The 15916-nt window shown below is 73.7% G+C and carries 6 protein-coding genes; 3 read left to right on the top strand and 3 right to left on the bottom strand.

Translation table 11 applies throughout. The annotated features are described in order from the left end of the window. Positions 1-867: 867 nt before the first annotated feature. The 3 genes from VFR90_RS07210 to VFR90_RS07200 form a co-directional block, all read right to left on the bottom strand. Entirely contained in the window at positions 868-4674 is a 3807-nt protein-coding gene (locus tag VFR90_RS07210; RefSeq protein WP_326405431.1) for a patatin-like phospholipase family protein, read from the bottom strand. Positions 4675-4792: 118 nt separating this feature from the next. Beyond that, entirely contained in the window at positions 4793-5113 is a 321-nt protein-coding gene (locus tag VFR90_RS07205; protein WP_326405430.1) for a DUF2845 domain-containing protein, read from the bottom strand. A gap of 23 nt (positions 5114-5136) precedes the next feature. Then, complete coding sequence (locus VFR90_RS07200) at positions 5137-5532, bottom strand: hypothetical protein (protein WP_326405429.1); 396 nt, start codon at positions 5530-5532, stop codon at positions 5137-5139. A gap of 152 nt (positions 5533-5684) precedes the next feature. On the opposite strand from VFR90_RS07200, the gene uvrA reads away from it, so the two are divergent. The 3 genes from uvrA to VFR90_RS07185 all read left to right on the top strand — a co-directional run bounded on the left by uvrA (position 5685) and on the right by VFR90_RS07185 (position 15874). Then, on the top strand, positions 5685-8810 hold the full coding sequence (uvrA, locus tag VFR90_RS07195) for an excinuclease ABC subunit UvrA (RefSeq protein ID WP_326405428.1): 3126 nt from the start codon (positions 5685-5687) through the stop codon (positions 8808-8810). Between the two features lie 226 nt (positions 8811-9036). Further along, a complete protein-coding gene (locus VFR90_RS07190) occupies positions 9037-15090 on the top strand; it encodes a DUF7379 domain-containing protein (RefSeq protein ID WP_326405427.1) in 6054 nt (2017 codons plus the stop codon). 133 nt (positions 15091-15223) lie between these two features. Next, on the top strand, positions 15224-15874 hold the full coding sequence (locus VFR90_RS07185) for a 2-hydroxychromene-2-carboxylate isomerase (protein WP_326405426.1): 651 nt from the start codon (positions 15224-15226) through the stop codon (positions 15872-15874). Positions 15875-15916: the final 42 nt, after the last annotated feature.

Genomic DNA, 15916 nt, shown 5'->3' with positions numbered 1-15916 from the left:
TATGGCATCGGCGGCCTCGCGTCGCTCGTCTTCATCGACGAGCGTGGGTTGAAACGACATCCGGCTCACTCGTCGTCGTCGTCGTGGTAGGCGTCGCTCGTCTTCATCGACGAGCGGGGGTTGAAACTCGTAGACGCGGAGCATCTTTCCGTTGGCGGCCTGCGTCGCTCGTCTTCATCGACGAGCGTGGGTTGAAACACGATGTACGTGACCTGCGGCAGGTGGTTCGGGTGCGTCGCTCGTCTTCATCGACGAGCGTGGGTTGAAACGGCGGAATGCAGACGTACACCGTCATGCGCCTGCGCGTCGCTCGTCTTCATCGACGAGCGTGGGTTGAAACCGACGCATGAAGGCTCGATACAAGGCCGTCGAGCGCGTCGCTCGTCTTCATCGACGAGCGTGGGTTGAAACTCCTTCACCCCGGGTGCGGCCTCGCGAGCCTCAAGGCGTCGCTCGTCTTCATCGACGAGCGTGGATTGAAACCAGTCGGGCGAGTCCCAACGGTCAACGACAGCTTGCGTCGCTCGTCTTCATCGACGAGCGTGGGATGAAACGAGTACCTGGGCACGACGTGGGGCACGTTGTCGGGCGTCGCTCGTCTTCATCGATGAGCGTAGGTTGAAACCGCCCAAGCCTGCGGACGTGACCGGCGTCGCTCGTTTTCATCGACGAGCGTGGGTTGAAACGGGTGCGCGAACGACTTCACCCAAGCCGCCGGTGGCGTCGCTCGTCTTCATCGACGAGCGTGGGTTGAAACCGGCCGACGCGAAGCCAGCAATGCGGGCTCGGCTGCGTCGCTCGTCTTCATCGACGAGCATGCGTTGAAAACGCCTGCGCGATGGAGGCCCGGCGCAAAACAAGCTGCCCTCACTGCGCCGGCAACCACAACTCAATCACCCGCGGCCGCTCGCGCCCCGAGGGCGGCAGCTCGCGCACCCAGGGCTTGCTGGGCCGGCCGTCGGCTTGCGGGATGCGGCAGGCGAGGTAGGCCGAGAGCACCTGCGCGCAGCGGGCGTCGTCCGCATCGCCGCTGCGGTGGACGATCAGCGTCGGTTGCGGCCAGGGCACCGGCGCGCGCGTCTGGCGCAGCGCGGCGAACTGCACCACGTCCTGCACCGGCGCGGCGATGAAGATTTCGCCGGGCGCCTGCAGGTCGTCGAGCATGCGGTTCGCGTCGCGGCGCGAGGCGTCGTCGAGCACCAGCGTGCGCAGCGTCAGCAGCCCCGCAGCGCGGCGGCAGCCGGGGTCGGGCGCGGCCTCGGCGCGCGGCGGCTCGAAGGCGCCCTGGCGTGCCTCGGGGGCGCCCGGGCTCGAAGCGCAGTCGAGCGCCGCGGCGCCGGGGTCGGGCGACGGGCCCGCCGCTTCGGCGCTTGCGCAGGCGCGGCGCACCGCGTCGCGCAGCGGTTCGTGGGCGCCGCAGCGGCGCGGCTCGGGCGTCTCTCGCGCGGCGTCGAGCCAGGCCTCGATCCAGCCGGCGAAGCTCTTGCCCGGCGCGACCACCGGGAACCAGTAGCTCAGCGCGTCGGTGCTGCCGCCGCGCACGTCGAGCACGTTGCACAGCTGGAGATGGCTCGCGGCCTGCGCCTCGTTCGCGGGCACGCAGCGCGGTGCGCCCTTGAAGCTGTTGCTCTGCTGCACCGCCTGCGCGGCGAGCGGCATCGCGGGTACCGCGGCCGGCGGTGCCGACGCGCCACCGCGTTGCATCGCCGCGGCCTGCACCAGCGGGCAGGCCTGCAGCACGCGGCCGGTGATGCGGCGGATGCTGTCGTCCTCGATCGCGCTCAGGCGCTGCCGGTCCTTCACCGCGTTGAGCACGAGGAAGGGCGTCACCGCGGTCGGATCGACGCGCGGGCAGGCCGGGTCGTAGTCCTTGAACGCGGCCTCGACGCGCTGCACCAGCGCCTGGACTTCCTTGCGTTCGTTGTCGCCGGTCTTCTGCATCTGGTCGAGGGCCTGCCACAGCGACAAGCCCAGCGTGCCCGAAACCGTGAGGCCGACGGTCGCGCCGATCGCCGCCGTCTTCGGCGCGCGGCGCCACAGCGGCACGCCGTCGCCGGCGCGCCGTTCGTCGCTGCTCGGCATTGCGACGGCCTTCAGGCGCGCGCCGACCTTCAGCGGATGCGGCAGCAGCCCGCTCGCGCCGCGCGACAGGCCGGCCGCCTGCGCGCCGCGCACGCGCCGCCAGCCGGGCAGCTGCGCAAGCCACAGGCCGTCGAAGCGGCGGCCCACGTCTTCGCCGAGGCGCTGGTAGCCGTCCCACTGCGCCTCGTCGAAGCTCTGGTCGCCGGTGCTCTCGTGCGGGAAGGCGGGGTGGCGCTGCGCGTAGGCGAGCAGGTCGACGTCGAGCGCGTCGTGCAGGTTGGGCTTGACGATCAGCAGCGTGCCGTCCTTGGCCGGCAGGTCGCCGTCGGCCGCGTAGCGCACCCGCGCGAGCAGCACGCCGCGCGCCGAGTGGTTGTTCGCCATGTCCTCGGGCGAGAGCACGGTGATGCCGTCGGTGCGCACGCCGAGCAGCGCGCATGCCTCGTCGGCCGTATAGAACGCGATCTCGCAGCCGAAGTCGATGCGGGCCTTGCGCACCAGGTTCTCGAGGTCGCCGAATTCGTAGAGCGCATCGGCGCTCGCGTCGGCGGCGACGACGAAGTCGACGCGGCGCTTCAGCAGCGGCCAGATGCCGGTGTTGTCGAAGTGGCCCCCGTCCGACAGGTACCACCAGGGCCGCGCGGTGCCGAAGAAGGTGGCGGTGCCTTCGCTCCACAGCATCGCCGGCTTGACCGCCAGGCCCCAGATCGCGCGGCGCCAGCCGGAAAGCGGCGCGCGCAGCACGCCGTCGGCCGCGTCGGGCGCGGCCATCCAGTAGCCCAGGCGCACGCCCAGGAAGTACAGCAGCAGCGCCCAGCCGCGCGAGGTGTAGGAGCCCGCGCCCGGCGCCGCGGCGGCGCCCGACACCGCGGTCCAGCGCCCGAGCGTGCCGGCATCGGCGCCGGCGCTCATCGGCACCCAGCGGCGCGGGCCGACCTCGAAGCCGCGCCGCGACGCCGTCACCAGCAGGCCCTTGCGGTCGGCGTTGTAGAGGCCGCTGGCGTCGTCGCGGGTCTGGTTGAGGCAGGCGTTGATGAGGTGGATCGGCGCGCCGACCGACTCGGGCGCGTAGTTCGCGAGGCCGACGTCGTCGCCGTTGACGACCGCGGTGACGCTGGCCGCCTTCTTCGCGTCGGCCGCGTCCGGCGCCGGCTCGCTTGACTGCGGGACGAGCGCGCGTTTCGGGTTGCCGATCGCGAGGTAGGCGCGCGTCAGCCGCGCCCGGTAGAAGCTGTGCAGCGACGAGGCGTTCGCCATCGGCGCGTTGCCGGCGGTCAGCAGCGTCCACAGCGCGCACAGCGCGGCCAGCAGCAGCGCGCGCAGCAGCGGCGGGAAGTCCTTCACCGCGTCGATCGGCGCCGGCGCGAACACGAACCACTGCGTCGCCATCAGCCAGGCCGCGAGCAGCGCGACGAGCCCGACGATGCCGGCCAGGTTCAGCGCCCACGGCCCCCACGCTCGGCGCCGGCCGGCGTTCTGCTGCGCGCGCTGCGACAGCGCGAGCAGCGGCTGCGCCAGCGTGCGCAGCACGACGATCACCACGCCGCCGACGCCGACGCCGCCCCAGATCCAGCGCTCGCCCGCCTGCATCTCGGCCAGCAGCCACCAGCTCACCAGGTCGAGCGCGCCGAAGGCGAAGGCGGCGAGGCCGGCGAGGCCGACCGCGCGCAGCGCGAAGGTGCACAGGTGGCGCACCCGCGCGACCGCGAGCGAGCGCGTCAGCCCGGTCGCGGCGAGCCACAGCTGCGAGGCCGCGAGGCCGATGGCCGACGAGGTGAGCGCCACCAGCACCAGCGCCGGCGAGGTCAGGCGCGCGCCGAGGCTGGGCATCGGCGGGCGCGTACCGACCCAGATCGCGCCCAGCGCCACCAGCAGCAGCACGACGAACACCACGTCGCGCCATGGCGGCAGCACGTGGCGCGCGCCGGGGTCGCCGGTGTCGCGCGCGACCCAGTAGCCGGCCATCAGCCCCGGCGCCGCGCCGGCGACCAACAGCGCCGCCAACGGCCACCACAGCGTGAACCAGGGCTGCCAGGCCGCGGCCGAGAACGGCGCGCGGGTGCTCACCTGCCACAGGTGCGGCGCGATCACCAGCAGCGCGAACGGCACCGCGACCGCGATGAACTCGCCGTGGATCGCCAGGAAGGCGCGCAGGTAGGTGACGATCGCGATGCCGACGTCGCGCGCGCCGGCCGGCGTGAGGTAGCGGCCGTTGCGGCGCAGCCAGCCGAGCGCGGCCGAGCGCGGGTTCGCGAGTTCGGCCTGCGCCGCGCCGATGCCGCCCGCCGCGATCGCGAGCCGGCCCAGCATCGCCGCGGTGTAGCCGCCGCCGGAGACGCTGGACAGGTAGTCGAAGCGCGGCAGGTGGCCGCGCTGTGCCAGCCCGCGCAACAGGCCGAGCGAATAGGTCGCGCTGCGCACGCCGCCGCCCGAAAGCGCGAGGCCGACGACCGGCTCGTCGGCCTCGATGCCGGCGCGCCGGCGGCGTTCGGCGATCAGCGCGGCTTCGGCCGCCGCGAGGCTGGCGAAGCCTTCGACGGCGGGCGCGGACGGCGGCTCGGGCGCGGACTCGGCAACGGCGGCTTTCGGCATGGCCGCGCACTCTAGGCGCGCCGCCGCCGCGCGCCATCCCTCGCAAACCTGCTGCCGGCGAGGGAGGCGCCCGTGCGCCGGCCGCAACGGAGTAAGCGGGCCGGGCCGGCCCGCCGGATCACTTCACCCGGTCGCCGTAGCGCACCGACTTCAGCACGCCGCTCTCGAAACGCAGCGTGGTGATGAACTGGCCGTAGCCGGGCTTGTAGGTCCACTCGTCGACCGTCTCGCAGGGCGCCGGCGCGGTGCCGGCCGCCTGCGGGGCGTCGGCCGGCTTGCAGAACGAGTCCTTCGCGACCGGCTCGCCGCACTTGAGCAGGATCGCGCCCTTGGTGTCGCCGAGCTGGCTGAAGTCGTTCCTGCACTTCAAAGATTGCGCGAAAGCGCTGGGGGCGATCGCGCCGGTGGCGATCAGCACGGCAAGCAGGCGGGCGGGCATCAAGGCTCCCAGGTTGTGGCGATTCAAGGCAGCACCGTCACCGCCACCGCGCGGCTGTCGGCCGCCTGGTCGGCGCCATCGACCGCGCGCGCGAAGAACTGCAGCGTGCCGCCGACCGGCGCGTTGGCCGGCACCGCGGTGGAGAAGCTGAACGGGAACAGGCCGTCGGCGCCGAGGAAGACGGTGCCGCCAGGGTCGAGGCGGTAGAACTCGACGCGGTCGAGGCCGTAGTCGTCGCTCACCGCGGTGGTGAGCTGGACCGCCTCGCCGGGGCGAGCCGCGTCGGTCGAGGCGGCCAGCGCGACCGAGGGCGGGTCGTCGTCGTCGCAGCAGCCGATGCCGATGGAGACGCCGCCGCCGCAGGAGGCCAGGATCGGCAGCGGGGCGAGCAACGCGAGCAGCAGGCGGCGGACGGGCATGGTCGAAGCTTAACGACGCGACGCGCCGCCCCGCCGACCGGGTCGGCCCGCGGGCCGTGTTGCCGGCTCCACGCGCGCCGGTGGGGACAGGCCGCGCGAGGGTCGGCTCGCATAATCGCCGTTTGCCTCGGGCACCCCGGGGCGAGCCCCCGATGTCCTCGACGCTGCCCCTGCCCTCGACCGCACCGCCGCCTGCCGAGCCGACCGGGTCGGGCGCCGCGAACCCCGCGCTCCCGCGCGGCGGCGAGCCGGGGCCCGCAGCCCGGCCGGGCGCCGTCCTGCCGCGCGTCGCGAAGCTGGGCGCGGACGCGATCCGCATCCGCGGCGCGCGCACGCACAACCTGAAGAACATCGACCTCGACATCCCGCGCCATGCGCTGGTGGTGATCACCGGGCTGTCGGGCTCGGGCAAGTCGAGCCTCGCGTTCGACACGCTGTATGCCGAGGGCCAGCGCCGCTACGTCGAAAGCCTCTCGGCCTACGCGCGGCAGTTCCTGCAGTTGATGGACAAGCCCGACGTCGACGTGATCGAGGGCCTGAGCCCGGCGATCAGCATCGAGCAGAAGGCCACCAGCCACAACCCGCGCTCCACCGTCGGCACCGTCACCGAGATCCACGACTACCTGCGCCTGCTCTACGCGCGCGCCGGCACGCCTTACTGCCCGGAGCACCGGCTCGCGCTGCGTGCGCAGAGCGTCAGCCAGATGGTGGACTCGGTCCTCGCCCTGCCCCCCGAGACGCGGCTGATGATCCTCGCGCCGGTGCTGCGCGAGCGCAAAGGCGAGCACCTCGAGCTGTTCGAGGACATGCAGGCGCGCGGCTACGTGCGTTTCCGCGTCGACGGCCAGGTGCACGAGTACGCCGAGCTGCCCAGGCTCAAGAAGAACGACAAGCACGACATCGACATCGTCATCGACCGCCTGCGCGTGCGGCCCGAGATGACGCAGCGCCTCGCCGAGAGCTTCGAAGCCGCGCTGCGCTTCGCCGACGGCCGCGCGATCGCCTGGGAGCAGGCCGACGACGGCCCCGGCCGCGAGCATCTCTTCAGCGCGCGCTTCGCCTGCCCCGTGTGCAACTACTCGCTGGCCGAGCTCGAGCCGCGGCTGTTCTCGTTCAACTCGCCGGTCGGCGCCTGCCCGTCGTGCGACGGCCTCGGCGAGGTCACGGTGATCGACCCGCAGCGCGTCGTCGGCTTTCCTTCGTTGAGCCTCGCGAGCGGCGCGATCAAGGGCTGGGACCGCCGCAACGCCTACACGCATTCGATGCTCGAGGCGGTGGCCGCGCACTACGGCTTCGCGACCGACACGCCGTTCGAGCAGCTGACGCCCGAGCAGCAGCAGCTTGTGCTCTACGGCTCGGGCGACACCGAGATCGCCTTCGTCCACACGACGCAGACGGCCGGCGGCAAGCCGCGCAGGACCAAGCGCTGGCATGCCTTCGAAGGCGTGATCCCGAACTTCGAGCGCCGGCTCGCCGAGACCGACTCGGCCGCCGTGCGCGAGGACCTCTCGCGCTACCAGGCGAGCAAGCCCTGCCCCGATTGCGAAGGCACGCGGCTGCGGCGCGAGGCGCGCTGGGTGCTGCTGGTCGATGCCGAGACCGGCGTGGCGCGGCCGATCTACGAGGTCTCGCGCGCGACGCTGCGCGAGGCGCAGGCGATCGTCACCGGCCTGCACCTGCAAGGCGCGAAGGCCGAGATCGCCGACAAGGTGCTGCGCGAGATCGGCTCTCGGCTCAAGTTCCTGAACGACGTGGGCCTCGACTACCTGAGCCTCGACCGCAGCGCCGACACCCTGAGCGGCGGCGAGGCGCAGCGCATCCGGCTCGCCTCGCAGATCGGCTCGGGCCTGACCGGCGTGATGTACGTGCTCGACGAGCCCAGCATCGGCCTGCACCAGCGCGACAACGACCGCCTGATCGGCACGCTCAAGCACCTGCGCGACCTCGGCAACAGCGTGCTCGTCGTCGAGCACGACGAGGACATGATCCGCGCGGCCGATCACGTGGTGGACCTCGGCCCGGGCGCCGGCGTGCACGGCGGCCGCGTGATCGCCGAGGGCGACGTGGACGCGATCTGCGCCGAGCCGGAATCGCTGACCGGCCAGTACCTCGGCCGCCTGCTGCGCATCGCGGTGCCGAAGCGGCGCACGCCGTGGCGGCGCGAAGAGGCGCTCCCGGCCGCGCCCGAGGATCCGGCCGGGTTCCCGGCGCGCAAGTCGAAGAAGGAGCCCACGCCGGGGCAGATCGCATGGGCGGCGCGCGGGCGCATCACCGCGCTGCGCATCACGAACGCGCGCGGCAACAACCTCAAGGGCGTGACGGTCGAGGTGCCGGTCGGCCTGTTCACCTGCGTGACCGGCGTCTCGGGCTCCGGCAAGAGCACGCTGGTCAACGACACGCTCTACGCCGCGGTGGCCAAGAAGCTGTACCAGAGCCACCTGGATGCCGCGCCGTTCGACGAGATCGACGGCATCGAGCACTTCGACAAGGTCATCAACGTCGACCAGAGCCCGATCGGCCGCACGCCGCGCTCGAACCCGGCGACCTACACGGGCCTCTTCACGCCGATCCGCGAGCTGTTCGCCGAGGTGCCCGCCGCGCGCGAGCGCGGCTACGGCCCGGGCCGCTTCAGCTTCAACGTCGGCGCCGCGGCCGGCGGCGGCCGCTGCGAGGCCTGCGAGGGCGACGGCGTGCTGAAGGTCGAGATGCACTTCCTGCCCGACGTGTACGTGCCCTGCGACGTCTGCAAGGGCGCCCGCTACAACCGCGAGACGCTGGAGATCCTCTACAAGGGCAAGAACATCGACGAGGTGCTGCGGCTCACCGTCGAGGACGCGCACGCCTTCTTCGGCGCGGTGCCCTCGATCGAGCGCAAGCTGCACACGCTGCTCGACGTGGGCCTCGGCTACATCACGCTGGGCCAGAGCGCGACGACGCTCTCGGGCGGCGAGGCGCAGCGCGTGAAGCTCGCGCTCGAACTGAGCAAGCGCGACACCGGCCGCACGCTCTACATCCTCGACGAGCCGACCACCGGCCTGCACTTCGCCGACATCGCGCTGCTGCTCAAGGTGTTGCATCAGCTGCGCGACGCGGGCAACACGGTGGTCGTGATCGAGCACAACCTCGACGTCATCAAGACGGCGGACTGGCTGATCGACATGGGGCCCGAGGGCGGGGCCGGCGGCGGGCAGGTGGTGGCGAGCGGGACGCCGGAGGACGTGGCGGCGAGCGAGGCGAGCTACACGGGGCGGTACCTGCGGCCCTTGCTCGACGAGTGACGGCGGTTGCCGGCGCGGTCGACGGCCCTTCGGCGCGAGCCGGCCGACCGCGCCGGCGTCGCGACACGCTCGACCCAGAAGCGGTTGCGGCGCGCGCCGTCTCGGCGAGCCGCCGGCGTCCCCTGTGCGAAGGAGCCGGCCGGACTGCACAGGATTGACGCTCGTCGGTCGGCGCCCTACACCCGCGCCCACAACAACGACGCGCCCCGGTGCGCAGGAGACCGCGATGCCCACCCGCCGCCGCGCCCGTGCCGTTTCATCGCCGCGCCAGGACGCTGCCGGCCTCGCCCCTGACGCCGCAGGCCCCGCCGCCCCGCCGCCGGCCTTCGACCCGAACGCCTTCGACACCTGGGCCGCCACCCACCTGCGCGAGACGGCCCGCGTCCAAGGCGGCACGCGCGGCTCCGGCAGCGGCTCGATCGACACCGCGCTGCTCGCGAGAAAAGGCGCGGTGCTCGAGGTGCGCTTCGCCGACGGCTCGGTCCTCGTCACGACGCCGGCCGACTTCGTGCGCGAGCACGTCGCGCCGCCGCCGGCACCGAAGCGCGGCGGCCCCGCGCCGGACCTGTCGCGCATCGAGCTGCCGTTCGAGCTGGCGCCGCTGCGCGGTGGCGTGCGCACGCGCGCGGGCAGCGGCGGCGGCGCGGCGGTCGACCGCTACACGGTCAGCGAGCTGACCGAGCCGACGACGCTCGACCGGCTGTTCGACGTCGCCGAGACCTTCCGCCAGACCGCGCGCCGCTGGTTCGGCGTCGACTCGACCGACACCCGGGCGCTGCCGGTCGCGGCCAAGCTCTGCGCCGCCTTCGAAAACTCGGTGCTCGACGATGCGCTCGGCGAGCGCGGCGGCCTGCTGCTGCGCTGGCTCGACGGCCGCTGGCAGCCGCTCGCGCAGCCGCTCGCACAGGACGACGCGCGCCCGGTGCTGCTGTTGCTGCACGGCACCGCGTCGAGCACCGCCGGCAGCTTCGGCAAGCTGTGCGAGCGCGAGGACGGCGCGCCCTGGCCCACCGACTGGGCCGCGCTCGACGCGAGCCACCTGATCCTCGGCTGGGAGCACCGCACGCTGACGCTGAGTCCGGTCGACAACGTGATCGGGCTCGTCGAGGCGCTGCTCGCCGCGCTGCCGGCGAGTGCGAAGACGCCGCGGCGCATCGACGTGGTCTCGCATTCGCGCGGCGGGCTGGTTGGCGAGCTGTTCGCGCTGCGCACCGCGGTGGTCGGTACCGACGAGCGGGCGCGTTTCGCGGCGCACTTCGAGCTCGGCACGCCGGCCGGCCAGGGCGGGGCGGCGGGCCATCCGGATGCGTCCCGCATCGAGCCGCTGTTCGACGCGCTCGCGCGGGCCGGCACGCCGCTGGCCGCCGGCTGCTTCGTGCGCGTGGCCTGCCCGGCGCGCGGCACGCTGCTGGCCGACGGCCGCACCGACCTGTTCTTCTCGCTGATGCTGCGCGCCGTCGGCCTCGCGGTCGGCGGCATCGGCGCGGTGATCTACGAGCGCTTCGCGAAGCTGGTGCGCTCGCTGGTCGCGGCGCGCGCCGACGCGAAGACGCTGCCGGGGCTCGAAGCGATGATGCCCGGCTCGCCGCTGACCCTGGCGCTCGCGCACTGCCAAGCCAAGCCCACCGACCGCCTGCGGGTGGTGGCCGGCGATGCGCAGGCGAGCGGGCTGTCGGGGCTGCTGACGCTGGTGGCCGACGTGTTCTACGGCTGGCACGACCACGACTACGTGGTGCACACGCGCTCGATGTTCGGCGGCCTCGCGCGCAGCACGCCCGGCTTGAGCCTGCGCGTCGAGAGCGCGGCGGTCAGCCACTTCGGCTACTTCGCCGCCGGCAGCAGCTCGCGCGGCGCCTTGCGCGCGGCGCTCGAACGGCGCGACGAGGCCTTCCGCCCGATCGCCGACGACGAACGCCAGACCCGCGGCAGCCCGGCCGAGCGCGCCAAGCGCGGCGCCTTCCAGGCGCTGAAGAACGACCGCCTGAACCGCCCCGACTTCCCCGCCTGGCTCGCGCAATGCGCGGCACCGAGCCAGGCGAACAAGCCGGTGCTGGTGGTGCTGGCCGGGATCATGGGCAGCGAACTCTCGGCCGCGAACGGCGACGCGGTGTGGCTTTCGCTCGGCTCGATGCTGGACGGCGGCCTGGAACACCTCGAGCTCCAGGGCGAGCAGGACGCGCGGCTCGCCGCCACCGGCCTGCTCGCGGTGAGCTACCGGCGGCTGCTCGAACGTGCGCAGCAGGCCTTCAACGTGATCGCGGTTCCCTTCGACTGGCGCCGGCCGATCGCCGCGAGCGGCAAGGAGCTCGCCGCGCGGCTGGCCGCGATCGACGGCGCCTTGAAGGACCGCAACCTGCCGCTGCACGTGATCGCGCATTCGATGGGCGGGCTCGTCGCGCGCCATGCGCTCTACATCGACGCGGCCGGCCGCGAGCTCTGGCGCGCGCTGAAGCCGCGCGGCAGCCGCCTCGTGCAGCTGGGCACGCCGAACCGCGGCTCGTACGCGCCGGCGCAGCTGCTGCTGGGCCAGCACGGGCTGTCGCAGGTGCTCGGCACGCTCGCGCGCAAGTTGTCGCCGAAGGACTTGTCGCGCTACGGCGCGGGCTTTCCGGGGCTGATGGAAATGCTGCCCCAGGACGCCGACGCGGCCTTCGACGACCTGTTCCAGGACGCCGCGTGGAAGCAGGTGCAGCGCAGCGACCCGAACGCGGTGCTGCCGGCCGCGGCGGTGCTGGCCGGCGCGCGCGGCTACGTCGCGAGCGCCGCGTTCCGGCGGTCCTTCGACGAGCTGTGCGCCGACCCGCACGCCTTCTACGTCGCCGGCCGCGGCGAGACGGTGGTGCAGATGCGCCCGGCCGGCTCCGCGGGCGGCGGCTGGAACGCCGCCTTCGCCGAGATCGGCTTGAACCACGCGCCGGCGATCGAGTTCATGACCAGCCCGGAGGGCGACGGCACCGTGCCCTGGACCTCGCGGCTCGCGCCCGAGCGCACCTGGTACGCGCCCTGCGAACACGGCACGCTCGCCGACCACACCGAAAGCTTCGAGGCCTACTTCGAACTGCTGCTCAAGGGCAGCACGCGCCGCCTGCCGCAGCAGCCCGAGGCGCGGCGCGGGCGGGCCGACGACGGCCGGCCGGTCGAGCTGCGCCCGCTCGTGCCGGCGCCGCGCCCGGCACTGCTGCCGACCAGCGACGCCGAACTCGCTGAGCTGCTGCTGCACGGCGGCGCCGGCGCGGCAGCGCTCGCCGCGCGCACCGAGCCGATCGAGCTGCGCGTGGTGCACGGCGGGCTCGACTACGCGCGCCATCCGCTGCTGATCGGCCACCACCTGAACGAACGGCCCGCGGGCGCGGCCAGGCGGGTCGACGAAAAGCTCGACGGCCAGCTGACGCGGCTGCTGAGCCTGAAGCTGTTCGAGGGCGCGGCGCGCACCGGCCACTACCTGCGGCCCAACAACCACTCGGCGGCGAAGCCGTCCTACCCCGGCGCGGTGATGCTCGGCCTGGGCGCGATCGGCGAACTCACGCCCGCGGTGCTGGCCGAGACGGTGACGCGCGGCGTGCTGCGCTACGCCTTCGAGCACGTCCACCGCGACCCGTATGCGCCGCCGGGCGACGGGCCCGTCGAGCTGTGCCTGTCCTCGGTGCTGATCGGCACGCAGATCCAGGTGATGACGATCCGCGACAGCCTCGCCGGCCTGCTCTACGGCGTGTGGTCGGCCGCGAGGCTGATGGCACAGATGGGCGACGGGGCCGGCGTCGGCCGCAGCGTGCGCATCCGAGAGCTGGAGCTGGTGGAGATCGACGAGGCCACCGCGCTCGACGCCGCCTACGAGGCCCGGCGCCTGCTCGAACGCAACGAGTGGGCGGAGCGCTACGTCTGGCCGCGCGGCGTGCTCGAGGTTCGCGAGGGCGCGATGAGCGGCTACAAGCAGCGCGGCAGCAACGGCACCTGGCAGCGGCTGGTCGTCGAGCAGGACGAGGCCGGCGGCCTCGCCTTCGCGCTGATCGGCGAGCGCGCGCGCGTCGAATCGACGCAGGTGCATGCCGACGTCGCGAGCCTGCGCCGCTTCATGGACCGCATCAGCGACGACCGCGCCGAGGCCGGCGACGCGCTGACCCGCGCGACCGATCCGCGCCTGGGCAGCGTGCTGTTCCAGCTGCTGCTGCCCAACGACCTGAAGAGCCGGCTCGCGAACCTCGACAACACGGTGCTGGTCGTCGACGACGAGACGGCCGCCTACCCCTGGGAGCTGTTGAGCCCGCCGCTCGCCAACGCGGCCGACGGCGAGGTGCCGCGGCCCTTCGTCGTGCACGCCGGCATGGTGCGCCAGCGCAAGAGCGAGGACTTCCGCCGGCTGCCGCAGCCGGTCTCGGGCTGGAACGCGCTGGTGGTCGGCGCGCCCTCGACCGCCGGCTGGACCGACGAGCGCGGCGAACCCCTGCGCTTCGCCGACCTGCCTGGCGCGCGCGCCGAGGCCGAGGCGGTGAGCCGGCTGCTGCGCGAGGACGGCCGGCCCTGGAGCACCGTCGCGCTGATCGGCGGCGTGCCGGGCGACGAGGCGACGCCCGAGCTGGGTTTCGAGAAGGTGCGCGTCGCGCTGCTCGAGCGGCCCTGCCGGCTGCTGCACCTGTGCGGGCACGGCGTGGTCGAGCAGTTCATCCGCCGCATCGGCGACGCCAGCGGCCACGACAAAGACGCCAGGACCCTGCGCAAGACCGGCCTGGTGCTGAGCCACCAGGAGCTGCTCGGCGCCGCCGACGTCGAGCAGATGAGCCCGGCGCCGGAGTTCGTCTTCATCAACGCTTGCTACTCCGGCCGCGACGGCGACGCGGCGCACGCCGGCCCGCGCGGCGGCCGCGCGGCCGGGCAGCGCGCGAAACGCCAGGCCGCGCTGGCCGCGAGCCTGGCCCAGCGCTTCATCGCGATGGGCACCAAGGCGGTGGTGGCCGCCGGCTGGCAGGTGGACGACACCGCGGCGCTCGACTTCGCCTGTGAGCTCTACGCCGGGCTGCTCGGCAGCAAGGGCGGCTGCGACGGCCTGCCCTTCGGCGAAGCGGTGAAGGCCGCGCGCGCCCAGGTGCACGCGCGCCACGGCGCGCGCTGCAACACCTGGGGCGCCTACCAGTGCTACGGCGACCCGCAGTGGCGCCTGCTGCACGACACGGCCGACGCGGAGGTGTCGTTCGGCAGTTCGCGCCTGCGCGGCGCCGAGCGCTGCATGAGCGCGGGCGAGCTGGCCGCGCGCGTGCTGCAGGTCGAAGCGGTCGCCGGCGACAAGCCGCCGGCCGAGCTGTTCGACCAGCTGCGCGAGTTGCAGACCGCGCTCGCCAACGACCCGGGCCGCAAGGCATGGCTCGCCGATTCGCGCGTGCGGGCCGCGCTCGGCACCGCCTACCGCGAGCTGGGCGACCACAAGCAGGCGGCGGAGTTCTTCCAGCGCGGCGCGCGCACCGCGTATTCGCGGGTGCAGATCGGCCAGCTCGATGCGCTCGCGAACTCGCTCGCCCGCGAAGGCTCGGAAGACGGCCGCCGTGCGGCGCAGCGGCTGCTCGGGCTGCTCGAAGGCATCGGCGCCGACCCCACCGCCGCCTGGCCGCTCGACGGCACGCCGGACGACGAGCCGACCGCCGCCTCCGAGCGCCGCTGCCAGCAGGCCGAGGAGCGGCTGCGCGACGTGACCGTTGACATCGCCGCGCTGCCCGCGGCGATCGACACCCGGGCGGCCGAGACGCTCGCCGTGCGCGACGCGCTCTACGCCTGCGCCGCCACCTTCGCGCGCAGCTACGCCGACAAGCACTGCGAAGGCGACGAGCTGGTGCGCTGCGCGCACGCGCTGGCGAGCGCGCTGATCACCGTGGGCCTCGCGCGCCTGCTGCACCCGGACGCGCCCGCGCTCGGCAGCCCCGGCCGGCGCGACGCGCGGTGGTGGCTCGACGAGGCCGACCGGCTCGGCAGCGCGCTCGCCGCGGCCGACGACCTGAGCGATTTCGCCAGCGGCGCGACGCTGGTCGAGCTGCTCGGCGCGCGCCACCTGTACGCGCTGACGCTGCGCGCGCCGGTCGACGGCAAGACCGTGGCCGACTGCCGCAGCGCGATCGACCGCGTGATGGTGCGCTGGCCCTCGCCCATCGAGCTCGAAGGGCTGCGGCACCGCTTCGACCTGGTCAGCGTCGTCGCGCGGCGCCTGCCGGCGGGGCCGGTCGCGAAGGCGCTGGCCGAGCTGTCCGGCTACGTGCTCGAGCAGATGCTGCAGCCGCGCTACGTCAAGCGGCGCTGAACGGGCCACGCTGACCCGCGGCGCGGCCGGCGCGGCAAGGCGGCGCGGCCGCAGGGGCCATCGGTCGCGCCGAGCACGAAGGCGCCCGGCAGGCCCCTAGACTGCGCCGGCCCCACGCTTTCAGGAGCCGCCGATGGCCCAGCGGATCGACTACTACTTCGCGCCCCATTCGCCCTGGACCTACCTCGGCCACCTGCGCTTCTGGGACATCGCCCGCAAGTCGGGCGTGCCGATCCGGGTGCTGCCGGTCGACCTGGGCCAGGTGTTCCCGGTCTCCGGCGGGCTGCCGCTGGCCAAGCGCGCGCCGCAGCGGCAGGCGTACCGGCTGGTCGAGCTCGCGCGCTTCAGCGCATGGCTGCACGCGCCGCTGAACCTGCAGCCGAAGTACTTCCCGGTGAACCCCGACGATGCGGCCCGGCTCATCATCGCGGTCGACCGGCACGACGGCTGCGACGCCGCGATGGCGCTGGCCGACACGCTGCTGCGCGCGGTCTGGGTGAAGGACCTGAACATCGCCGACGAGGCGGTGCTCGCCGCTGCGTTGGCCGAGCGCGAGCTGCCGGCCGAACGGCTCGCGGCCTCGCACACCCAGGCGGTGCAGGAGCGCTACGAGGCCGATTCGCAGGCGGCCATCGACGCCGGCGTGTTCGGCGCGCCGAGCTATGTCGTGATCGACGAGCAGCGCGGCGACGGCGGCGCCGCCGAGATCTTCTGGGGCCAGGACCGGCTCGATTTCCTCGAGCGGCGCCTGCGCGCCCGGGCCGCCCCGGGCCCGTCGACCTAGGGGCTGGCGCCCCGGCACCGCGCAGCAGAATCGCGCGACCGG

The sequence above is a fragment of the Methylibium sp. genome (assembly GCF_035762065.1).
Classification (GTDB): domain Bacteria; phylum Pseudomonadota; class Gammaproteobacteria; order Burkholderiales; family Burkholderiaceae_C; genus Methylibium.
This window is presented reverse-complemented; position numbering and strand designations above follow the sequence as displayed.

What these genes read in the sequence shown, in the direction of transcription:
- uvrA (WP_326405428.1), top strand. Translation starts at nt 5,685, where the DNA reads ATGTCCTCGACGCTGCCCCTGCCCTCGACCGCACCGCCGCCTGCCGAG.
- VFR90_RS07200 (WP_326405429.1), bottom strand. Translation starts at nt 5,532, where the DNA reads ATGCCCGTCCGCCGCCTGCTGCTCGCGTTGCTCGCCCCGCTGCCGATC.
- VFR90_RS07205 (WP_326405430.1), bottom strand. Translation starts at nt 5,113, where the DNA reads ATGCCCGCCCGCCTGCTTGCCGTGCTGATCGCCACCGGCGCGATCGCC.
- VFR90_RS07210 (WP_326405431.1), bottom strand. Translation starts at nt 4,674, where the DNA reads ATGCCGAAAGCCGCCGTTGCCGAGTCCGCGCCCGAGCCGCCGTCCGCG.
- VFR90_RS07190 (WP_326405427.1), top strand. Translation starts at nt 9,037, where the DNA reads ATGCCCACCCGCCGCCGCGCCCGTGCCGTTTCATCGCCGCGCCAGGAC.
- VFR90_RS07185 (WP_326405426.1), top strand. Translation starts at nt 15,224, where the DNA reads ATGGCCCAGCGGATCGACTACTACTTCGCGCCCCATTCGCCCTGGACC.